General features: G+C 64.9%; 22 protein-coding genes and 2 pseudogenes. 16 read left to right on the top strand and 8 right to left on the bottom strand.

Going from position 1 to position 22143, the window contains the following annotated elements; translation table 11 throughout:
• Positions 1–12 precede the first annotated feature (12 nt).
• The 4 genes from OG874_RS17500 to OG874_RS17485 form a co-directional block, all read right to left on the bottom strand.
• On the bottom strand, positions 13–1185 hold the full coding sequence (locus OG874_RS17500) for an acyl-CoA dehydrogenase family protein (RefSeq protein ID WP_330257321.1): 1173 nt from the start codon (positions 1183–1185) through the stop codon (positions 13–15).
• Positions 1186–1259: 74 nt separating this feature from the next.
• The gene (locus tag OG874_RS17495; RefSeq protein WP_330256198.1) at positions 1260–2054 is read right to left on the bottom strand and encodes an aldolase/citrate lyase family protein; all 795 of its coding nucleotides are present in this window, start codon (positions 2052–2054) and stop codon (positions 1260–1262) included.
• Positions 2051–2875: a 2-oxo-hept-4-ene-1,7-dioate hydratase gene (gene hpaH / locus OG874_RS17490; protein WP_330256197.1), complete on the bottom strand. Its 825-nt coding sequence runs from the start codon at positions 2873–2875 to the stop codon at positions 2051–2053. The genes OG874_RS17495 and hpaH overlap by 4 nt, the downstream gene beginning before the upstream one ends.
• Positions 2868–3797: an alpha/beta fold hydrolase gene (locus tag OG874_RS17485; RefSeq protein WP_330256196.1), complete on the bottom strand. Its 930-nt coding sequence runs from the start codon at positions 3795–3797 to the stop codon at positions 2868–2870. Before OG874_RS17485 ends, hpaH begins: the two co-directional genes overlap by 8 nt.
• Positions 3798–4077: 280 nt before the next feature.
• Here OG874_RS17485 and OG874_RS17480 point away from each other — a divergent pair, with 280 nt between their 5' ends.
• The 15 genes and pseudogenes from OG874_RS17480 to OG874_RS17410 all read left to right on the top strand — a co-directional run bounded on the left by OG874_RS17480 (position 4078) and on the right by OG874_RS17410 (position 18254).
• On the top strand, positions 4078–4362 hold the full coding sequence (locus OG874_RS17480) for a hypothetical protein (protein WP_330256195.1): 285 nt from the start codon (positions 4078–4080) through the stop codon (positions 4360–4362).
• Entirely contained in the window at positions 4359–5510 is a 1152-nt protein-coding gene (locus tag OG874_RS17475) for a thiolase family protein (protein ID WP_330256194.1), read from the top strand. The genes OG874_RS17480 and OG874_RS17475 overlap by 4 nt, the downstream gene beginning before the upstream one ends.
• Positions 5507–5980, top strand: a complete 474-nt coding sequence (locus OG874_RS17470; protein ID WP_330256193.1) for a Zn-ribbon domain-containing OB-fold protein — start codon at positions 5507–5509, stop codon at positions 5978–5980. The genes OG874_RS17475 and OG874_RS17470 overlap by 4 nt, the downstream gene beginning before the upstream one ends.
• Positions 5977–7302, top strand: coding sequence for an aromatic ring-hydroxylating oxygenase subunit alpha (locus tag OG874_RS17465; RefSeq protein ID WP_330256192.1), 1326 nt, complete (start codon positions 5977–5979; stop codon positions 7300–7302). The genes OG874_RS17470 and OG874_RS17465 overlap by 4 nt, the downstream gene beginning before the upstream one ends.
• On the top strand, positions 7299–7829 hold the full coding sequence (locus tag OG874_RS17460; protein WP_330256191.1) for an aromatic-ring-hydroxylating dioxygenase subunit beta: 531 nt from the start codon (positions 7299–7301) through the stop codon (positions 7827–7829). Before OG874_RS17465 ends, OG874_RS17460 begins: the two co-directional genes overlap by 4 nt.
• Positions 7830–7889: 60 nt before the next feature.
• A complete protein-coding gene (locus OG874_RS17455; RefSeq protein ID WP_330256190.1) occupies positions 7890–9443 on the top strand; it encodes a class I adenylate-forming enzyme family protein in 1554 nt (517 codons plus the stop codon).
• 10 nt (positions 9444–9453) lie between these two features.
• Positions 9454–10935, top strand: a pseudogene (locus tag OG874_RS17450) (AMP-binding protein); the annotation flags it as partial.
• A 123-nt stretch (positions 10936–11058) separates the two neighbouring features.
• Positions 11059–11853: an enoyl-CoA hydratase/isomerase family protein gene (locus tag OG874_RS17445; protein WP_330257320.1), complete on the top strand. Its 795-nt coding sequence runs from the start codon at positions 11059–11061 to the stop codon at positions 11851–11853.
• 38 nt (positions 11854–11891) lie between these two features.
• Positions 11892–13400 carry an aldehyde dehydrogenase gene (locus OG874_RS17440; protein ID WP_330256189.1) on the top strand — a complete coding sequence of 503 codons (1509 nt, stop codon included), beginning with the start codon at positions 11892–11894 and terminating at the stop codon, positions 13398–13400.
• A 26-nt stretch (positions 13401–13426) separates the two neighbouring features.
• Positions 13427–14626 (top strand): thiolase family protein, encoded by a 1200-nt coding sequence (locus OG874_RS17435; protein ID WP_330256188.1) that lies wholly within the window; start codon positions 13427–13429, stop codon positions 14624–14626.
• 36 nt (positions 14627–14662) lie between these two features.
• The gene (locus OG874_RS17430; protein ID WP_330256187.1) at positions 14663–14953 is read left to right on the top strand and encodes an alpha/beta fold hydrolase; all 291 of its coding nucleotides are present in this window, start codon (positions 14663–14665) and stop codon (positions 14951–14953) included.
• Between the two features lie 13 nt (positions 14954–14966).
• On the top strand, positions 14967–15551 hold the full coding sequence (locus OG874_RS17425; protein ID WP_330256186.1) for a flavin reductase family protein: 585 nt from the start codon (positions 14967–14969) through the stop codon (positions 15549–15551).
• A gap of 11 nt (positions 15552–15562) precedes the next feature.
• Positions 15563–16738, top strand: coding sequence for an acyl-CoA dehydrogenase family protein (locus tag OG874_RS17420; RefSeq protein WP_330256185.1), 1176 nt, complete (start codon positions 15563–15565; stop codon positions 16736–16738).
• 8 nt (positions 16739–16746) lie between these two features.
• A complete protein-coding gene (locus tag OG874_RS17415) occupies positions 16747–17658 on the top strand; it encodes an LLM class F420-dependent oxidoreductase (protein WP_330256184.1) in 912 nt (303 codons plus the stop codon).
• Positions 17655–18254, top strand: a complete 600-nt coding sequence (locus OG874_RS17410) for a PaaI family thioesterase (RefSeq protein WP_330256183.1) — start codon at positions 17655–17657, stop codon at positions 18252–18254. Before OG874_RS17415 ends, OG874_RS17410 begins: the two co-directional genes overlap by 4 nt.
• 432 nt (positions 18255–18686) lie before the next feature.
• Here OG874_RS17410 and OG874_RS17405 read toward each other — a convergent pair whose 3' ends face one another.
• From OG874_RS17405 to OG874_RS17390, 4 genes are all read right to left on the bottom strand, one after another.
• The gene (locus OG874_RS17405; RefSeq protein ID WP_330256182.1) at positions 18687–19874 is read right to left on the bottom strand and encodes an NAD(P)/FAD-dependent oxidoreductase; all 1188 of its coding nucleotides are present in this window, start codon (positions 19872–19874) and stop codon (positions 18687–18689) included.
• Positions 19875–19956: 82 nt separating this feature from the next.
• Complete coding sequence (sigJ, locus tag OG874_RS17400) at positions 19957–20898, bottom strand: RNA polymerase sigma factor SigJ (RefSeq protein WP_330256181.1); 942 nt, start codon at positions 20896–20898, stop codon at positions 19957–19959.
• 286 nt (positions 20899–21184) lie between these two features.
• The gene (locus OG874_RS17395; protein ID WP_330256180.1) at positions 21185–21349 is read right to left on the bottom strand and encodes a hypothetical protein; all 165 of its coding nucleotides are present in this window, start codon (positions 21347–21349) and stop codon (positions 21185–21187) included.
• Between the two features lie 80 nt (positions 21350–21429).
• A complete protein-coding gene (locus tag OG874_RS17390; RefSeq protein WP_330256179.1) occupies positions 21430–21825 on the bottom strand; it encodes a hypothetical protein in 396 nt (131 codons plus the stop codon).
• Between the two features lie 95 nt (positions 21826–21920).
• Here OG874_RS17390 and OG874_RS44745 point away from each other — a divergent pair.
• Positions 21921–22001, top strand: a pseudogene (locus OG874_RS44745) (helix-turn-helix domain-containing protein); the annotation flags it as partial.
• Positions 22002–22143: the final 142 nt, after the last annotated feature.

Here is a 22143-nt window from a genome sequence, read left to right as displayed (position 1 = left end):
CGCTTCTTTCGTTCATCGTGGGAGACCGAGGACGCGCTCCCCGATGATGTTGCGCTGAATCTCCGACGTTCCTCCACCGATCGACTGGGAAAACGAGTACAGGTAGTAGCCCACCCACCCGTTCCGATCCCAGCGGGACGAATCCCGCAACGCGTCGACTCCGACGATGTCCATTGCCAAAGCGGCCACCTCTTTGCACAGGTCGGCGTAGTGCAGCTTGAGCATCGAGCCCCGCGGGCCTGGCGTATCCGACTCGAGGTTCTCGCAGATGCCGACATAGGTCATCGCGCGCAGCGAGGCCACCGACGCCCGTGCTCGGGCCAGACGACGGGATACCTCGTCATCCTTGATGGCGGCGCGGTGCCCGTCGGGGCCAACGTGATCGCGGGCGAACTCGATCAGGTCCTCGACGACTTTCGACAGGCGCACCTGGTTGGCGGTAAATGCTGTTCCGCGCTCGAAGGAAAGCGTGGACATCGCTACGCTCCATCCGGATCCCATGTCGCCGACGATGTTGGTGAGGGGAATTCGGACGTCGTCGTAGAAGACTTCGCAGAATTCCTCGCCACCCTCGATCGTTCGGATCGGGCGCACCTCGATGCCGGGGCTGCTCATGTCGCAGATCACCCAGGTGATGCCCTTGTGCTTGCTGCCGGTGTTATCGGTCCGTACCAGCAACTCCTGGTAGTCGGCGCTCATCGCGAAACTCGTCCAGATCTTCTGCCCGCTCACCACGAGCGAATCGCCGTCCACGGTCGCCTTCATCTTCAGCGAGGCCAGATCCGATCCGGCTTCCGGTTCGGAGAAGCCCTGACACCAGACAACTTCACCCTTGAGGATCTTCGGCAGGTGGAAGGCCTTCTGGTCTTCGCGGGCGCGGGTGATCAGCGTCGGCCCGGCGTGACTGAGTCCGACGAAGTTCGCGTCGATGCCCGGAAATCCACGGGCGGCGTACTCCTCGTACCAGATCAATTGCTGCAACAGTGTCAGGCCGCGGCCGCCGTACTCGGTGGGCCAAGAGATGCCGGCCCAACCGCCTTTCCACTGCGTGTGTTGCCATGCCATGTCGTATTCACGGATCCCCGCACTGTCGCGCGGGCGCACCTCGCGCGGTTTGTTCTCGTCCAACCATGTACGTACCTGGTCGCGGAACTCCACCTGCTCCTTCGTGAAGTCCAAGTCCATCTTCGGGCCTTCCATAGCGGCGAATCGTGTGCGATCCGCAGTCCGTCTACACACGAGTATAAGTGACACTAGTGTCAGATTGAAGTATTCGACGAGGTGTCTTCCGTGTCGCGGTAACGCTGCGCGAGCGCCTCGCTGCCACGGGCGAGGATCGTGACGTCGGCACCGACGAGAACGAACCGAGCTCCGGCCGCCATGTACCTTCGGGCGATCGTCTCGTCGAACGCGTTGACCCCGGCCGCGGTGCCACAGGCGACGATGTCTGAAACAGCCTGCTCTACGGCGTTGACAACCTCGGGAATCTGCGGCCTACCGAGATGCCCCATTGACGCGGCAAGGTCGGCAGGTCCGATGAACACCGCATCGACTCCCGGCATCGACGCGATGTCCTCTACCGCGTCGAGTCCGGCGACGGACTCGACCTGTACGGTCAGGGAGATGCTGTCGTCCGCGGTGGTCAGATAGTCAGAAGTGCGATTCCAGCGGGAGGCGCGCGCGAGAGCGCTGCCGACCCCTCGGATGCCGTTCGGTGGGTAGCGCGTCGACGCCACCAGCGCAGCGGCCTGCTCGGCCGACTCGACCATCGGCACGATCAAGTTGGTGACACCGATGTCGAGTAGTTGCTTGATCACGACCGGGTCGCCGGATGCGGGCCGCACCAGGACCTCGACTGGATAGGCGGCGACGGCCTGCAACTGGGCGAGTGTCGAACGTAGGTCGTTGGGCACGTGCTCCTGGTCGAGCATCAACCAGTCCACCCCGGACCCCGCGCAGATCTCGGCGCTGTAGGCATTGCCGGAGGCGATCCACATGCCGATTTGCGGCGCAGCGCCCTGGAGTGCGTCGCGCCACCGGTTCGCCGGCGTCATCGGCCCTCGCGTTCGAAGTAGATCGACACCGTTCCGAGTGGGCCGTAGTCCGCCACGAACGTGTCCCCGGGCTCGGCGAACACCGGCTTGGTGAACGACCCCGCGAGGATGATCTCGCCCGCTTGCAGCGCGACGTCGTGCGGCGCCAGGCGGTTGGCCAGCCAGGCCACACCGTTCGCGGGGTGATTGAGCACGGCGGCCGCCAGTCCCGACTCCTCGATCGCGGCGTTGCGCAGCAGCAGGGCCCCCACCCACCGCAGGTCGACATCGAGTGGGCGAACGACGTTGCCGCCGAGCACGATTCCGGCATCGGCGGCATTGTCGGCGATGGTGTCGACGATCGTACGGAGATGGCCGGTGGCCGGATCGCTCATCTGGACCCGTGCGTCGAGGATCTCGAGGGCCGGGGTGACGTATTCGCTTGCGCGCAGTACGTCGTACAGGGTGACTCCCGGGCCCTTCAGTGTCTCGCCGAGCACGAAGGCGAGTTCCACCTCGACGCGCGGACGAATGAAGCGTCCGACCGGGACCACACCGCCGTCGTCGAAGAACATGTCGTCGAACAACACGCCGTAGTCCGGCTCCGAGATCGAGACCGCACGCTGCATGACCTTGGAGGTGAGTCCGATCTTGTGTCCCCGAACGGCGCGTCCGTCCGCGATCTTCAGATCGACGAGGGCGCGTTGCACGGCGTAGGCGTCCTCGATCGTCATGGCCGGATACCGCAGCGACAGTTGCCCGATGGCCGAACGGGTCTTCTCGGCGTCGTAGAGACGTGCCGCGGTGTCGGCGACGGCGGACTCGCCCAGCGTCTCACCCATCGGCTTGCGCGGATTTCGCGAGGAATGTGAGAGCCGCCGGATTGAAACTGTCCGGATCCTCGAAGTGCGGCCAGTGGCGCACGTCGGCCATTTCGAAGATCTCGGAGTTCGGGATCAATCGTGCGACCGTTCGCGCGGTGCTCTGGTACTCGCCGTGGTCCTTGCCCGACGCCACGATCATGGTCGGAGCGGTGATGGTCGCCCACTTCTGCTCCGGGATCAGATTGCGGTCGCGGGCCGCCGCGTCTTGCAGGATCAGCAGGTGCTCGATCGAGGCGCGCGTGTCCTCGCGGCGATAGATGGCCTGGCGCAGAGCGATCAGGTCCGGAAGGCGGCGCGACTCGTCTGCGATGAGATGTTCGAAGACCTTGTGAATGGACTCCCATGTCGGATTCTCGACGGCCGCAGTGCGTTCGGCGCGAATTCTGGCCATGTTCGACGCGGTGGCGACCAGCCCCGCGGGAGACATCAGAATCAGCTTGTGCACGCGAGTGGGGTGCTCGACAGCGACGGCGGCGGATACCCACGCGCCGAGAGACATGCCGATGAAGTGAGCTTTGTCCATACCGAATCGATCCATGACAGCCACGATTTGGCGAACGTATACGGCGATCTCGTAGTCGTAGTCTGGTTTGTCGGAAAAGCCGTTGCCCACGAGATCGACTGCGACGCAGTGATAGTGCTCGCTGAGCGCGGCAAGGTTGGGTGCGAACGTCTCCCAGTGCCCACCGGTGCCGTGCAGCAGGATCGCGTGCGGCTTGTCCGGAGAACCCGCTTCGGCGTATCGGGTCCTGACGTTGTCGACAACGAGGAAGCCCTGACGGAACTCGAGCTCGCGGAGATAGCCCCAGATGCTCTGGTAGTCGACGGTGCCCACCACGGAGTCCGGTGTGGCTGGAGCGGCGGTCGTGGTCTCTGTCATCGGGAGCCTTCCGTGTTGCCGAGTTCGCCGTCAGCGGTCGATGTGGTCTGACGCTCTGTACCCGTTCGATGCGAAACTATTCATAGTGTGCATCTTCGTAGCCCATCAGTCCAACGCGCTGAACTGGGAGAGTATCCGATGGGTTGGATGAAACCCGTCGATCGACAGCATTGTTTCTGACACTCGCATACGATGTGCATATGAGGGTGGTTACCTCGATCGGCATGCCGCTGCGTGAGTTGGTCGACCGCCCGCCTGGTCATCGAAAGAGTTGAGGTCAATGTCTGACGAAGTAACGGTTCGCCGCCCGGCCAGGCGGCGGCACCTGGCGCAGTTGTCCAACGAGTTCGCGGTGGTTCGCGTCTCGCTGGATGACACGGGCAACGGTCCGCGCCTGCTGGTCGAGGATGCCGAAACCGGCGACCACGTCTTCTTGTCGCCGCTCGAGTTGGCAAGTCTGTGCCTCGCCACACCCGAGGATCGCGAGGAATGGATCCGGGTGGGCAACTATCGCGATGAGCGTCGAGATCGGTCCTCGGGCCCGATCCGGGGATCCGTCCGATGACCACTCCCGCGATCGTGGGCTTCGGAATGACCCAGATGTCGTTGACACCCGGCGCATCTCCACTGGTGCTCGCCTGCACCGCGACTCGCTCGGCGGTTACCGACGCTGGTCTCGACCTCTCCGACATCGACGGCCTGCTGGTTGGTTCGTCACAGGGCATTCGCCCGGACCGTCTCGGAGTGGCGTTTGCCGGTCAGGGCGGATTCGGCGACCTACGACTGCTCGAACACATCGAAATCAAAGGCGCGACAACCATCGCGATGATTCAGCACGCGCGTGGCGCGGTCGCGTCCGGAGCGGCTCGGGCGGTGGTCTGCGTGTTCGCCGACGCGCCCCTCACCGTGGGTAAGGCCGCGGGCTCGACGTACGCGCACAGCGGTGGTCGCAGCGGTGCACGCGGCCTCGAACGCGCGTCCGGCGTACTCGGCTCCGTACCGACCTATGCGCTGCTGACCAACCGCTGGATGCACACCAGCGGGGGAAGCGCCGACGATCTCTGCGCCGTCGCCACCACCACCCGCGACTGGGCGCAGCGCAACCCCGACGCCGTCGTGCGTTCCCCGCTCGACCGTGACGGGTACTACGCCAGCCCGATGATCGCCGAACCACTGCGCCGACTCGATTGCGCACGACCGGTCAACGGTGCTGTCGCGGTCGTCGTCACCGCGGACCCGGCGATCGGCACCGGCCCACGCGTCACGATTCGGGGAGTCGGGCGTGATCACCCGGTTCGTCACCGACGGTCCGGCCGCGAATCCTGGTTCGGCGGTGGTCGCCGTGCCGTGGACGACGCGTTGGCCGAAGCCGGAATGACCCGCGGCGATCTCGACGCCGCCCAGCTCTACGACCCCTTCTCGGCGGTGACGCTGATGCTGCTCGAGGAGTACGACCTGACCGGCGGTGCCAGGGCCGGTGATTTCGTCCGGGCCGGCGAAACCGGCCCGGGCGGTGTACTGCCGACCAATACGGGCGGCGGCCAGCTCTCCGGCTTCTACCTTCAGGGGATGACGCCGTTGTCCGAGGCTGTCGTGCAACTGCGCGGCCAGGGCGGCGAGCGTCAGGTGGACGGTGCGAATACCGCCTTGGTGGGTGGCATCGGTGGCCGCGTCGACCACCACGCCGCACTCGTGCTCGAGCGTGCCGCATGACCGTCACCACCGAAACCGACACGGCGACCGACTGGCTTCTCGATGACGGGCTGGCGCCACAGTCCGACGGGGATCCGATGGCCCCGCTGTACGACGGAGCGGCTCGCGGCGAGTTGGTGCTGCCCTTCTGCGTCCGCTGCGACGTCCCGCTCGATCTCGAACAACAGGTGTGTGATCGGTGCGGCTCGTTCGAAAAGGATTGGCGATCAACCGAACTCGTGGGAATTGTCCACTCGTCCACCCTGATGCACCGTCTCGAAGCCGGATTGGTCACGGCGACCACGCCGTACCCGATCATCGATGTGGAACTGGCCGGTGGTCACCGGCTGATCATGACGACGATCGACCCCACTTCGACGGCGCCGCGAATCGGTGACGCCGTGCTCATCGGATTTCGCACACTCGGCGGCGTCTCGATTCCTGCTGCCCGCATCAATCCCGCTCCACTCGATACGGAGGCCCGCCCATGACCACACTCGAACCGACGGTGGCTCGTTCGGCGCCGCTGCACGCTGCGCAGAACTCGGACACGTTCGACGTCGCAGACGTTGTGCAAGGCGACCGAGTACACGGATCGGTGTACACCTCTCCGGAGATCTTCCAGCGGGAGATGGACACCATTTTCCGCACCGGCTGGGTGTACGTGGCCCACGAGAGCGAGGTGAGCGAGGAGGGGGACTACCTGACTCGCGTCATCGGCCACGATCCCGTCGTCGTGGTGCGCGGGAAGGACGGCGTCGTGCGCGTCCTGCTGAATCGTTGCTCGCACCGTGCCAACAAGCTGTGCAACGCGGAATCGGGTAACGCCAGCAACTTTCGGTGCCCCTACCACGGTTGGACCTTCTCCAACGACGGCTCGCTGGCGGCGGTTCCCATGCGGAACGGCTACGGTGACGCGTTCAAGAAGGTGCGCTCGGAACTGGGCATGGCCGAGGCTCCGCGCGTCGACAGCTACGGCGGCTTCCTCTTCGCGTCCCTGTCCGCCGACGGCGTGTCGCTGAAGGAACACCTCGGCGGTGCCACGAGAGCGATCGACCGCGTCCTGGACTTGTCGCCCACCGGCACGATCGACCTGCGGTCGAACTGGATGAAGCACCTGCACCACGCGAACTGGAAGATGGTGGTGGAGAACAACGTCGACGGCTATCACGCCCTGTTCACACACGCGTCGGTCTACGACGCCATCAAGCCAGCGAAGGTCTCGCACATTCCCTCCAAGGTCGAGGTGGTGGTACGAGATATCGGCGACGGACACTCCGAGATCGACTACTCCGCCGAATACCGAAAGCTGGACGAGGAATTCGTCTGGTACGGACGTACGCCGCGGGAGAAGCTGGCGGAATACGTTGCCGCGCTGGAGCAGGCGCACGGCGCGGAGAAGGCGCACGACGCGCTCGTGGTGGGACCCGCGCACACCCTCATCTGGCCGAATCTCTTCCTGGCCGAGATGAACGTGATGTACGTCGAGCCCATCGATGTGGACCGGACGATCGCGTACACCACCGCGGTGATGATCCCCGGACAGGACAGGTTGAACGAGCGCACACTGCGTCGCTCCGAAGGCGCGATGGGGCCCGCCGGATTCCTCATAGCGGACGACGGCGAGATCGGGATGCGCAACCAGGCCGGGCTCGCCGCGCGGGATCCCGAATGGCTTCGCCTGTCGCGCGGCCTCGAGACCGACGAGACCGACGAGACCGGCATCGTGAACAGCGACAAGAGTGCGGAAACTCCTCAGCGCGGGTTCTACCGTCAGTGGGCCGCCGTCGTGGGACAGGAGATCCGACTGTGACCACCACCGAAGACACCGGCACCGAAGCCGCGGCCGATGTCGCGAGCACATTGACACCGCTGCCCGCGCCGGACGCCGATGTGGCCGGCTTCCTGTATCTGGAGTCCCGCCTGGCAGACGAGGGACGGTACTCCGAGTGGGAATTGCTGTGGGCCGACGACGCACTCTACTGGGTGCCGATGCATCCGGATACCGATCCGCGGACACAACTGTCCTACATCTACGACAACCGTCGACGCATCAAGTCTCGTGTCGCGCAGCTCAATACCGGAAATCGGCACTCGCAGACGCCACCGTCGGTCATGCGACGCATGCTGAGCAACATGGAGGTCCTGGAGACCACCGAGGACACGGTGACGGTGGGTTCGAACTTCGTGGTGTTCGAGTATCGCCACACCCAACGCATCTGGGCCGGACGCGTGATCCATACCGTGCGCCGCACCGACGTCGGATTCGAACTCGTTTCCAAGACAGTGCATCTCGTCGGTGCGGGGGGACCGCTCGACACTCTCGCGTTCCTGATCTGAACGGACTACCGACCGATACACCGAAGGTGCGAACCTTCCCGAGAATACTTGCGAGGAACTGTGCTGGTAGGCGACATTCCGCGGAACAACGCGCGGCGATATCCGGAAAAGACCGCAGTGGTCGAGGGCGGACGCACGCACACGTGGTCGATGGTGGACGAGCGGGCCGGTCGGTTGGCCCGTTATCTCGTCGACCAAGGCTTGCGGAAGGGCGACCGCGTGCTCGTGATCGCGCGCAACTGCCTCGAGTGGCCCGAGGCGACGTTCGCGTTGGCCAAGGCGGGACTGGTGGCGGTGCCGGTGAACATACGCCTGGCGCCCGACGAGTTGGTCCATGTGCGCGACGATTCCGGGGCACGCGCGGCGATCGTGCACACCGACCAGATCGAGCGGTTCGGCGCTGAGCTCGTCGACCTCGACCTGATCGTCAGGATCGGCAGCGATGACGACGTGAATTCCGCTGTCGGACAAGAATACGACACCGCCCTGTACCGGGGGCAGCACGCCGTGTTGCCGTCGGTAGACCCGGACGACATCTTGTTCGTGCTCTACACCAGTGGCACCACGGGCAGGTCCAAGGGCGTGGTGAACACGCACCGCGCACTGCTCGCGCAGGCGGTCGACACCAACCTGGTCACCGAGGGAAACCGGTCGGATGTCTTCTTGGCCACCACGCCGTTCTTCACGGCGGGCGGGATGGTCCGCACCGTGTCGTGGACGTATCTCGGACAGACGATGGTGATCCACAAGAGGTTCGACCCGCAGGCGGTCATCGACGAGATCGAGCGCAGCGGAGTCACCTTCACCACATTCATTCCCACGATGCTCCAGCGCACACTGCGCATCCTCGAGGACGGCCCCGCTCGCGACATGTCGAGTCTGCGCCGGATCAGCTACGGCTCGTCACCGGTCCCTCCCGGCTTGGCGCGCAAGGCGATGGACCTGCTCGGCTGCGACCTGCAACAGCGGTACGGACTCACCGAATGTGGTGGCCAAGCAACGATTCTCACGCCGCAGGACCATCGAGACATGGTCGCGGGCAAGACGTCGATCCTCACCTCCTGTGGTCAGGAGACGCCGATGGTCTCGATTCGCATCGTCGACGCCGACGGTGCGGAACTCCCGGCCGGTGAGATCGGTGAGATCGTCATCGAATCCGATGCCAACGCGGTCGGTTACTGGAACCGAGCCGAGCAGACCTCGCAGACCTTCCGGCCCACGGGTCTGTGGTCCGGCGATCTCGGGTTCCTCGACGACGAGCGGTACCTGCACATCACCGGCCGGAAGACCGACATGATCATCTCGGGCGGATTCAACGTCTATCCGGCGGAGATCGAACGCGTCATCGGGCACCACGGTGCCGTGGAAATGGTGGCGGTCGTAGGTGTTCCGGATCCCGAGTGGGGTGAGACTCCTGTCGCCGTGGTGGTACCACGCGGCGATATCGACGTCGAGGCGGTCACTGCCGAACTCACCGCGCTCTGCCGGTCCGAGCTCGCCGGATACAAGCAGCCTCGACGTTTCGTGTTCCGAAGCGAGTTTCCGCTGGGTCCGGCCGGCAAAATTCTCAAGCGCGTCATCGCCGACGATCTTCGCGCAGTAGCAGCCGGATAAGGGCCCGGCGATGACGAGGGAAATGGTGGACGGCCTTGGTGCGGGGCCCAGCGAGATGCTGAGCGCGGCGACGGTGTGGGAGTTGGTCACCGGTCGAGCCGAGGTCGGTCGCGAGGCGGAATTCGCCGTGGACGAGCACCGTCGGCACTGCACGTTCGGTGGCTTCCGCGAACTGTCCGAGGGTATCGCGGCGACGTTGTACGCCAAGGGGGTTCGGCCCGGCGACGTGGTGTCGTGGCAGATGCCCAGCAGCATCGACACCATGGCGATGGTCGCGGCGCTCTCCCGTCTGGGTGCGATTCAGAACCCGATCATTCCGATGTTGCGCGACGCCGACGTCGAGTTCATCACCGATCAGGTACACACCTCGCTGTTGATCGTTCCCCGCGAGTTCCGTGGATTCGCGCACGGCGACATGGCAGAACGGGTGAAGGCCTCCGTCGAGGGGCTCGAGGTGCTGGTGGTCGACGACGCCTGGGAACTGGGTGATCCAACACAACTTCCGCCCTACGATCGGTCCGATCGAGGCGAGGACGCGATCGATTGGATCTTCTACACCTCGGGGACTACAGCCGCTCCGAAGGGGGTCAAACACACTGATCGCGGATTGATCGCTGCGGCAAGGACATTCGTTTCCAACCTCGAGGTCCGACCGGAGGATCGCTGCGCGGCTTTCGTGCCCATCGCTCACGTCGGCGGTATCGCACACCTGCTGCATGCGTTCCTCGTCGGGCATTCGCTGATCGTGAGCGCGGTCTTCGATCCGGAACGCAATGCCGACCAACTCATCGAGGCCCGCGTGACTCTGGTGGGGTCGGGGCTGCCGTTCACCAACGAGTACCTGCGGATAGCCGAGGAACGCGGAGCTGCCCCACTGTTCCAGGATTCGCGAGCCACTCTCGGGGGCGGTTCCGGTAGGCCCCGGTCCCTCAGCGACCAGGCGAGGAAGTTGCTCGGAGGCGTGGGAATCATCTCGGGCTACGGGATGACCGAGTGCCCCTACATCACGTGGGGCACCCCACATGACACCGCCGTCCAACACGCGGAATGCGAGGGCATCCCCGGTGAAGGCGGCGAGGTGCGGATCGTCTGCGATGGCGAGCGGGTGGCGGACACCGGTGAGATCGGCGAAATCCGCGTCCGTGGGCCGCAACTCTTCCGTGGGTACGTCGACAGTGCGCTCGACGCGGGTGCAATCGACGCGCACGGCTTTTTTCGCAGTGGCGATCTGGGCTATGTCGACGGCGACGGTCGGCTCGCGGTGACGGGACGGATCAAGGACATCATTGTGCGGAAGATGGAGAACATCTCCGCACGTGAGGTCGAGGAGACGTTGATCGGTGATCCGATGATCGCGGATCTCACCGTGATCGGCCTTCCCGATGCGGTATCGGGGGAGCGGGTGTGCGCGGTGGTGGTTGCGGCCGACCACAGCAACACACCCACACTCGAGTCGGTGCGGCACTACCTACGGACCACGACCTTGAATATTCGCAAGTTCCCCGAACAGGTGGAAGTGGTGGATGCCATTCCCCGCAATTCACTGGGCAAGATCTCCAAACCGGTGCTGCGACAGCGATACACACTCACTCGGTACGACGAGAAGGTGGCAGCCATGACCTCCGACAGTGCCCGCACCGAGTTCACCACCATCGAATTCGAGGTGGCCGAGCACATAGCGACGATCACGTTGAATCGTCCCGATCGCCTGAACTGCTTCAACGAGGCCATGGCCGGGGAAATGATTCGGGTGTGGGCGCGAGTTCGTGACGATGACGACATCCACGTGGCAGTGCTGCGCGCCAACGGAGAACGCGCGTTCTGCACCGGAGTCGATCTGAGCGCGGGAGCGTGGTGGGCCGACCGCAACCGGTGGAATCAGGAAGATCCCGGCGTATCGCTCGGGCCTCGGCACCATCGCGTCTGGAAGCCGGTGATCTGCGCGGTGCAGGGCATGGCCGCGGGCGGGGCGATGTACTTCATCAACGAATCCGACATCGTGATCTGTTCCGAGGACGCGACGTTCTTCGACCCGCACGCCAATGGTGGCATGGTCTCCTCGTTGGAGCCGATCGGAATGCTCGCTCGCGGCGTCGCATTCGGCGAGGTGATGCGATGGGCGCTGCTCGGTAGCGACGAACGTATGACCGCGGACACGGCACTGCGGGCCGGGATCGTCACCGAGGTGACGCCGACTTCGGAACTGCGAACCCGTGCGCATCGGCTGGCCACCGAGATCGCTGCTCGTCGGCCCGAGGCAATTCAGGGAACCGTGCGCGCGATCTGGGAGTCGATCGATATGAGCCCCTCGATGGCAAAGCGACACGGACTGTCGTACACGCAGATCGGCAATCCGGGGGAAGGTCGCACCGACTCGCGCAAGACCAAGCGCGCACCTCGATTCCGTTGAGTATCGACATGCGTGATGTCATTCAAGGGAGGCTCGAATTGAGCAGCAGTAGTGGATACCCCGTCCCCGCCGAGACCGAGCTCGCTCGTTTCTCGTTGCTGATCGGTGGAGAGGACGTCGAGTCGGATTCCGGGCGTACCTACGACAGCACCGACCCGTATTCGGCGGTGCCGTGGGCCAGAGTGTCCGACGGTTCGGCCGCCGACATCGACCGTGCGGTCCGGGCCGCCCGTGCCGCGCTCGATGGTCCGTGGGGTCGGCTGACGGCGACGGCCCGCGGCAAACTGCTGTGGAAACTCGGCGACATCATCGCGCGTGAGGCCGAGAACTTGGCTGAGCTCGAGGTACGCGACGGCGGAAAACTGTTGCGTGAGATGTCCGGTCAGATGAAGAGCCTGCCGGATTACTACTACTATTACGCTGGCATGGCCGACAAGCTCGAGGGTGCGGTCGTTCCGACCGACAAACCGAATTACCTTGTCTACACCAAGCATGAACCGGTCGGCGTCGTCGGCGCGATTACGCCCTGGAATTCGCCGCTGCTGTTGCTGAGCTGGAAATTGGCCGCGGGCCTCGCTGCCGGGTGCACGTTCGTGGTCAAACCGAGCGATCACACACCGGCCTCGACGGTCGCGTTCGCGAAGCTGTTCGAGGAGGCCGGCTTCCCACCTGGCGTGATCAACGTCGTCACCGGCTGGGGACCCGAGACCGGGGCCGCACTGGCCGCGCACCCTGACGTCGATAAGATCGCGTTCACCGGATCGACCGGGACCGGAATCAAAGTGGGGCACGCCGCTCTGGCGAACATGACCCGGTTCACCCTCGAGCTCGGCGGAAAATCAGCTCAAGTGGTCTTTCCCGACGCGGACCTCGACGCAGCTTCCAACGGCGTGATCTCCGGAATCTTCGCCGCTACCGGCCAGACCTGCCTCGCCGGCAGCCGCTTGCTGGTGCACGAAAGCGTTGCCGAGGAATTGGTCGCCAAGATCGTCGATCGGGCCTCGACGATCGTGCTCGGCGACCCGAAGGATCCGAAGACGGAGATGGGTCCGGTATCGAACGAGCCACAATATCGAAAGGTGCTCTCGCACTTCGAATCCGCCAAGGAGCAGGGCGCCACGATTGCCTACGGAGGTGCGGCCTCGAGCGAACTCGGCGGATACTTCGTCAAGCCCACGGTGCTGACGAACGTCACCTCGGACATGCGCGCTGTCGTCGAGGAGATCTTCGGTCCGGTGCTCGTGGTCTCCACGTTCACTGACGAGGACGAGGCCGTCGCCGCCGCGAACGGAACCGAATTCGGCCTGGCGGGGGCAGTCTGGACCAAAGACGTCCATCGCGCGCACCGGATCGCCGGTCGGCTCCGCGCGGGAACCATCTGGGTCAACGCGTACCGCGCGGTCGCGCCCAGTGTGCCGTTCGGAGGCGTCGGATCCAGCGGCATCGGCCGGGAGAACGGCATCGACGCGGTCAAGGATTTCACCGAAACCAAGGCCATCTGGGTGGAACTCACCGGTGCGACCCGCGATCCGTTCACGCTCGGCTGACCATCACCACTGCGGAGGATACAACTATGGCTGACAAGATCGATGCGGTCATCGTCGCCGGTGCGCGCACCGCGATCGGCACTGCGTTCCGTGGCACGCTGCGCGACACCAGCGCGATGGAACTCGCTGAGATCGTGGTCGCCGAGGTGCGACAACGCTCCGGGCTCGACGTCTCTCAGATCGACGACATCATTCTCGCCGAGTCCAACTACGGCGGCGGTGACATGGCCCGGCACGCTGCTGTGGTACTCGGCATGTCGCAGGTGCCCGGCCAAGCCGTCAATCGACACTGCGCCGGTGGGCTGACCGCGATCGGCAACGCTGCGGGCCAGGTCATCTCCGGTGCGGAGCGGGTGATCATCGCCGGTGGTACGCAATCGACATCGACGAGCCCGATCCAGACGTGGCGTACGCCGGGGCGGGTCGACGAGGTCACCGAGAAGTGGATGCCGCCGACGCACCCGAACACGGTCGAAGCACCGAATATGGACATGTCCATCACGGTCGGCTGGAACACGGCCGAGGAAGTCGACCTCACGCGGGAAGAGATGGACGCCTGGGCTTTTCGGTCGCACCAGCGTGCGATCGCCGCGATCGATGCGGGTGCTTTCGTCGACGAGATCGTGCCCGTGCGGGTACTCCAGGCCGACGGCACCCGCAAGGAGTTCGCCGTCGACGAGCATCCTCGGCGTGACTCCAGCCTCGAGAAGCTTGCGGGCTTGAAGGTGCTGCACCCCGAGATCGAAGGCTTCTCGATCACCGCGGGCAATGCCAGCGGTGTGAACGACGCGGCTGCCGCTGTCATGGTGGTCGGCAGTGACCTCGCTGCCGAACAGGGACTCCCGGTGCTGGCGACGGTCGAGGCCTGGGCCGCAACGGCGATCGATCCCGCGCTGACGGGACTGGCCGTGCTGGATGTCATTCCCAAGGTCCTCGATCGCGCGGGTATCACCGTCGCCGACGTGGCGCTGTGGGAGATCAACGAGGCGTTCGCTTCGGTGCCGGTCGCGGCGTGCAAGAAGCTCGGCATCGATGAATCGATCGTCAACGTGAGCGGCAGTGGTTGCAGCCTCGGACATCCGGTGGCCGCGTCGGGCGCTCGAATGGTTATCAGCTCGATGTACGAATTGGGACGCCGCGGTGGCGGATACGCCGTCGCGGCGATGTGCGCGGGTGGTGGCCAAGCAGGCGCCATCGTGTTGCGGGTTCCTGCGGCGACGAAGTGATCATCTCGGCTGGTCTCCGGAGAGAGGGGCGACTCGATGAACGTTGAACTGGACACTCTCGACACCCCGGTCAGCGCCGCCATCTATGAACGCTCCAAGCGCGCTGCTCGAAGGATCGCCGGTCCCGTGCTTCTGGTGCGGGGCAAGGAGTCGGATGTCGTTTCCGACGACGGGGTCGCCGAGATGCGCGAGCTGATTCCGCATGCGCAGATCGTGGATGTCCGAGACGCGGGCCACATGGTTGCCGGAGACGACAACGACATCTTCACCGCGAACCTCCTCGACTATCTCGATGCTGCCCTCGAATCGACCGAATCATATCCATAGAAAAGAGATTCCAATGTCCTACGATCCCGCGGTCGCCAACCGTGTACTCGCCGGTTTGCGCCCGTTTCCCGTTGCCATCACCACCGTCGACGGCGGATTCGCCAACGGTCTGATGTCGCTGTCGGCAGGCTCGGCGAGCATCATTCCCGAGGCGCCCCGCGCGACGATCAGCCTCACCAAGTACAACAAGACCCACGACATGGTCTCGAACTCGGGCATTTTCGTCATGCACATGCTCAGCGCCGAAGAAGAACAGATGCAGAAGTCACTCGAGATTCTGATGACGCTCGGCGGTAGTTCGGGGCGGGACGGTGACAAGATCGGCAAGCTTCGTACCAAGATGGGGACGACCGGAGCTCCGATCCTGCTCGACGCGCACAGCTACGTCGAGGCTCGCGTAATGGGCACGCTCGACGTCGAGGAGAGCTCGATCTTCGTCGGTGACGTCGTGGCGTCGGAGATCCTCAACGACGGCCAGCGTCTGCGCATCGGCGAAGCGTGGGGCAAACTGCCTGCTGACTGGATCGCCCAGTACGACGCGAACCATCATCCACAGCTCGAGAACGCTCGCGCCCGCCGCTTCGGTGCGAAAGCGTAGATACCGCGTCGATGACGACCATCGAACAGACATCCGTCACAGGTGCCTGGGAGCTCCCGGAGGAGTTTCGGCTGCTCCGCGAGACGGTACGCCGATTCATGGACACCGAGGTACGTCCACTCGAGGACTCCTTGGCGCACGACGTCGCAGGCCTGCCGCGCGAACAGCTTCTTCCGTTGCAGGCCAAAGCGCGTGCTCTAGGGTTGTGGGCCCTACAGACTCCCGAAGAGTTCGGTGGAGCCGGACTCAGTGTGTTGGGTCAGGCAGTCGTTGCGGAAGAAGCGGCGAAATGTCGTATGGGAGCCTTCTTTCCAGCTCTCGGGGCGTTCGGCGGCAACCCTCCGAACATCATGTTCAAGGCGACCGACGTACAGTTCGAGAAGTTCGCGCGGCCGATCATCGACGGCACGATGACCAAGGCGTACACCGCCATCAGCGAGGCATCCGGTGGCTCCGACCCAGCTCGCGCCATCAAGCTCAAAGCTGTTCGCGACGGTGATCACTACGTGCTGAACGGCAGCAAGATGTGGACTTCGCATGCGCAGAACGCGGACTGGGGCGTCGTCTATGCCCGCACCGGCGAAGGCCGCGACGGAATCTCGTGTTTCATCGTCGAGAACGGCTCTCCCGGATTGGCTTTCAGCCGCATCGGCGTGGTCGCCTCGTTCTCGCCGTACGAACTGCACTTCGACGATGTCCGCGTTCCGGTAGGCAATCTCGTCGGCGAAGAAGGCTGCGGCTTCGCGTTGGCCAGCGACTTTCTCGTACACAGTCGAATCATCTACCCCGCAGGGCCGATCGGAATCGCCCAGCTGGCACTCGACATGGCGTGCCGATGGGCCAAGGATCGCGACGTGTTCGGCGGAAAGTTGGCCGACAAGCAGGGAATTCAGTGGATGCTGGTCGAATCCGAGGTGGAATTGCGCGCCGCGCGCCTGCTCATGTACCAAGCGGCGTGGAACGCCGATCTGGGTAAGGACGTCAAGGTCGACGCATCGATCGCGAAGATGTACGGCACCGAGAAGGCCTACGACGTGATCGACCGCTGCATACAGATACACGGAGCGCTCGGGCTGTCCGACGAGCTTCCGCTGGAGCGATGGTTCCGCGACCTCAGGGTGAAGCGTCTGGGCGAGGGCGCCACCGAGGTGCAGCGCGTCGTCATCGCCCGAGAGCTGTTGAAATGAGCGAACACATGAGGTTCAATCTGATATTCCCGATGCGCGCGGTCAAGCATTACACACGATGGATCGGCGACAGCAGTCTCGGCGAGGTCGCCCGATTGGTCGAAGATGCGGGCTTCGATGGTATCGCGATGAGCGAACATCCGTATCCGGACAAGGAATGGTTGTCGACCGGCGGCCACCATGCCTTCGATCCGTTCGTAGCGTTGAGTATGGCAGCGCAGGCGACGTCGCGTATTCGGCTGATCACGTACGTCATGGTCGCCGGATATCGCAGTCCATACCTCGGCGCGAAGGCGGCGGCCAGTCTCGATCTGCTGTCGGGCGGTAGGTTCACGCTAGGGATAGCGGCGGGTTACCTGAAGTCCGAATTCGACGCGCTGGGAGCAGATTTCACCCGGCGCGGCAAGCTGCTCGACGAGGCGATCGCAGCCATGCGGGCGACCTGGGTGGGGACCGAGCACGACGGGCCGGAATTCGGCGTACGCGATCACCTCTCGCTGCCGCTGCCCGCGACCGAGGGTGGGCCCCCGATCTGGATCGGGGGAAACAGCAAGGCCGCACGCCGACGTGTGACCGAGCTCGCCGACGGTTGGATGCCGATCGGGCAGTCCGCCGAGATGGCCGCGATCACGAAGACTCCTCCATTGGAAGACATCGAATCGTTGGCGAAGCAGATCGGTGAACTGAACAAGAGCCGAGCCGACCTCGACAAGTCAGCGATCGACGTGTCGTTCGTTCCGTTCGAGAAGAACCTGCTCCGCACCGGTGATTCGGAGGCGTTCTGTTCCGCGCTCGCGCCGAAACTGGACGATTACGCCGATGCCGGGGTGTCTTGGATAAGCGTCGAACCTGCCAGCCGAAGTTTCGAGGATTTCCGTCGTGACGTGACGGTACTGGCAGAACGGCTGATCCAGCGATGAGCGAGACCACCGCCGAGGTGGGGCAAGTCCCGACTTCGGCGCCTCCGGCGTATGCCGAACTCGTCGACGCGTTCCGGGATATGCAGTCGGCCCTTGCGGCATCGGCGCCACCCCCCGATATCGCTGCCGCACTCAGTGCGGAGTTTCGTTCTGCGACAGAGCGTCTCACTGCTTTCGGTGCGGACGAGAAGCAGCGTCTGGCGCGCAGGCCGGGTCCGTCCGGAGGCGGGAGACATCCGTCGTTGATTCCCTATCGGGTGGACGAGTCCGACGATCGCAGGCTGACTGCGACTGTCACGTTCACCCAGGCTCATCTGGGTGGCAACGGTGCGGTGCACGGAGGGATGATCCCGCTGCTGTTCGACGACGTGCTCGGGATTTTCGTCAGCACGGCGGCGCAGCCAGGGTCGCGGACGGCCTTTCTGAAGGTGAACTACCGGAAGATCACCCCCGTCGGGCGGCCACTGCGGGTGACGGCCTCGATCGACGCCATCGAGGGCCGCAAGACCTGGATCACCGGCAGCCTGCTCGACGGAGACGAGACGCTGGCCGACGCCGAAGCGCTCTTTCTGCGGCTGCTGCCGGGGCAGCCGTGACAACTGGCCTCCGAGCAACCGGGCAATGCCGTCGGACTCGAGACGAGGGTGCCAGGTACTTGTAGGTGACGACCACCCGGGGCTGTGCGAACCTTCGCACAGCCCCGAAGTTGTGTCCGGACCGGCTCGCTCAGTTCAGTGCGGTGTAGTTTGCGCATCTCGTCTTCGTAGCTGCCGTCCTGGCGCGCCCGCGTAGCCGTTCTGGGGACCGTGTTCTTCAGCGGTTTCGCGCTCGGTGACGGCCCGGCGGTCGCCCTGAGCGCCATGCAGATCGTCACGGGTGGCGGTACTGCTCACCGCGGCGTCGTTCGCGGTGGTGTACGGGCTGCCGAAACAAGGTGCCGCGCAGGCGCACTGATGGTCTGCCGCATCCCGGTCCGCCCCAGCTCGTTCCGGCTGGGGCGGACCTGTGCCGGTTCCGCACCCGCGCGCTCAGACGGTCGTGACCGGAGCCGCCGCGCCGGTCTCGACGACCCGGCGACGCCGGTTCGGCGCCAGCAGGGTCGGGTGCTTCACACACCAGGCCGCGATCGAGCAGATCAGCTCCTTCACGCGGGCGGCCTTGCGGCCCACGTCGACCTTCGAGGTCGGCTGATCCTCCTTGGTCACCTTCTGCACGATGGCATCGCGGCGGCCGAGGCTGATGCACTGGCTGTTGTAGCCGATCGGGGCATCGGGGACTTCACGTCCGGTCAGCCGGGCGGCAATGGCGTCGGCGCCCAGCCAGGCCATCGGGGAGGCGGTGGCGCAGCCCATGCGCAGCGTCTTGCCGCCCACTCCCGCGGCGTGCGCGGCATCGCCGACGGCGTACACGTCCGGGTGCGAGACCGAGCGCTGGGTGGCGTCGACGACGATCCGCCCGGCCTCGGAGACGGTGAGCGTGCTGGCGGCCGCGATCGGGTGCACGGCGAATCCCGCTGTCCAGACGGTCATTTGCGCGAGGATCTCCGCGCCCGACCGGGTGGCCACGCCATCTTCGGTGACCCGGGTGACGTCGGCGTGCTCGTGGACGGTGATGCCGAAGCGTTCGAACGCGCCGCGCAGGTGGCTCTGCGCCTTCTCGTCGAGCCAGTCGCCGACACCGCCGCGCGCGGCCATGGCGACCTTCAGATCCGGGCGCGCCTCCGCGATCTCGGTGGCGATCTCGATGCTGGTCAGGCCGCCACCCACGATCAGCACGGTCTCGTCCGCCCGCAGCTGGTTCAGGCGTTCCCGCAGCCGCAGCGCGGCCTGCTTGCTCGCCACCTGGTGGGCGTGCTCGACGACGCCGGGCACGCCGAAATCGGCGACGGTGCTGCCCAGGGCGTAGACGAGTGTGTCGTAGGCGAGGGTCTCGGCCCCCTGCTCGCCGATCAGTTCGACGGTCTTGCGGTCCGCGTCCACCGAATCGACCCATGCGATGCGCACCTGAACGCCGGTGCCGGCGAACATCTTCCGCAGTGGGCGGACCGGCTGGTCCTGCCCGGCGGCGAGCTGGTGCAGGCGCACCCGTTCGACGAAGTCGGGATCGGCGTTGACCAGGGTGATCTCGACGTCGTCGCGGTGCAGTCGCTTGGCCAGGCGGCCGGCGGCGGTGGCTCCGGCGTACCCGGCTCCGAGGACGACGATGCGGTGCTTCATGGTGTTGCTCCTAATCTCGGTGGGTTCGGAACTTGAACCGGACAGCCGCACGAATGCTGACAGGAGCTGACTGTGATGTGGGTCACCATAGATCGGGCAGGGGCGCTCCCGGTGCGTACGTCGCCCACTGGCGATTGGCGTGCGCCAGCTTGTCGGGGTTGACGTGGGCGTGCACGGCGGCGATGCCGTCGGCGGTCACCTCCAGCACCACGACGCCGACGATCCGATCCTCGGCCACCAGGACCAGCGCGGGCCTGCCATTGACGATCGCGGCGAACGGCGTGGGCTTGCCGCCGAGCTTGTCCCACTTGGCGCCCGAGGGTTTGATGGCGAGCCGCACGAACAGCGCGATGCGCTCGGCGCCGACGAGCGGCCTGTTCAAGGTGGCGAAGAAGGCGCCGCCGTCGCCGATGATGGCGGCGTCATCGGTGAGCAACCGCACCAGCTCGTCGGTCCGGCCGCTGACCGCCGCGGTCAGGAATTCCTCCACGATCCGGCGGGCGGCGGCCTCGTCCACCTCGATGCGCGCCCGTTCCACGGCCAAGTGCTGTTTGGCGCGGCGATAGACCTGCTGGCAATTGGATTCGGTGATGTCGAGCAGGTCGGCTATCTCGTGGTGCGGGTAGCCGAAGGCCTCGCGCAGCACGTACACCACGCGCTCCTTGGCGGTGAGCCGCTCCATGAGCGTGAGCATGGCGATCGACACCGATTCACGCTGTTCGACGGTGTCGGCCGGGCCCAGCATCGGGTCGCCGGCCAGCACCGGCTCCGGAAGCCATTGCCCCACATAGGTTTCCCGGCGCGCGCGGGCCGAGGTGAGCTGGTTGAGGCAGAGATTGGTGAGCACCTTGGTCAGCCACGCCTCGGGCGTCTCCACGTACTCGCGGTCGGCGGCCTGCCAGCGCAGATACGTCTCCTGCACCGCGTCCTCGGCGTCGCCGGCCGAGCCCAGCAAGCGGTAGGCGATCGCCTCCAGGCGGCCCCTGGAGCTTTCGAACAGATCGGCCTCGCGCGTGAGCAACATGTCAGCCATGGTCGGCCATGCGCACCGGTCGCGTCCAGCCGTACCGGACCTTCGCATTCACGCGAGAACAAGGCCTGCCTGGAGTGGACTCCAGGTCGTTCTACAGCACAAGCACTGTCGGTACTGAGGTGGGTATGGGGCGTAGTGCCGAGGTAAAGAAGGCTGTAATGCACCCGCGCAAGCGAATCGTGCAGATCTGTTGTCGGGACCAGCAGCAACCAACACGTCGACCGGGCACCACACCGTGTATGAGGCCGCCAGTTCGGGGCCTTACGCCCTGCCCCTCTCAAGTGCCGATCACTTGCGTTCGCAAGCTGTCCAGCAGCGTCTGGGGTTCGGTGATCTGCGCCGCGAGCTGGTCGCGCAGGCGCGGCAGTTTGGTGACCTCCAGTCCTCCCATGCCCGCCAAGTGCGCTCGGAGTCTTTGGCTTTCGGCGAGCGCGTCGGCCAACTCCTGCGATTGTCGTTGGCACGAGTACCGAACAGCGGAACCTTCGGGGCCTGCATGACGTCCTGCTGGAGAAGTGACGCCTATGGGGCCATCTCGGCGAGGCCCGAGGCGAACTCGGCGGCTGGCGGGCACAGGTACTTGATACTGGCTCCTGCAACGACTTCCATCGCGTGGAAGTCGTCGGCACGGGTGTTGGGCAGCGCTGCGCTGCTGAGATCGCCACGTGCGCTGTAGATCTGGTTGCAGATCCGGTGGCCCTTGATCACGAGATTGGCATCGGAGATACCACCTCGGTCCACGCCCGACAATTCGATGGAGCGCAGGAATCCGGGAACATCCTCGCTCTGTCCATCAATCTGACCCTGGACCCACGGATCCGGACGGGGCGCGGCATCCGCCGTCACGGCACCGCCGAGGAGCGCACCACCGATCCCGAGAACCGTCAGCATCGACGCGACGAGCAAGCGTGCGGGCATCGGAACCTCCTGATGCGCGTTGCTTTTGATCCGATCGAGAGTACGCGCTATCGCCTGTCGGTCAGCCGATATAGGCACATGCGAAACCATGGAATGTGTCGATGGCGCAGATCGCCGAGGAGGTCGGAATCACCGCGGGTGCGCTGTATCGGCATTTCCCGAACAAGGCTGGCCTTCGGGGAAGTCCTGCCGGTGTTTCTGGAGGCAGCGGGCAGGAAGTCGAGAGGGGGTGACGTTGTGGTGATCATGCTGATGAATTTGGTTGTGGCGGTGACGATTTCATAGAGCGTCGCAGGCTCCGGTCCTCGGCAGGGCGCA

It is taken from the genome of Nocardia sp. NBC_00565 (genome assembly GCF_036345915.1).
In the GTDB taxonomy this organism is placed as follows: Bacteria; Actinomycetota; Actinomycetes; order Mycobacteriales; family Mycobacteriaceae; genus Nocardia.
The sequence above is the reverse complement of the archived record's forward strand: the minus strand, read 5'-3'. Positions and strand labels throughout refer to the sequence as shown.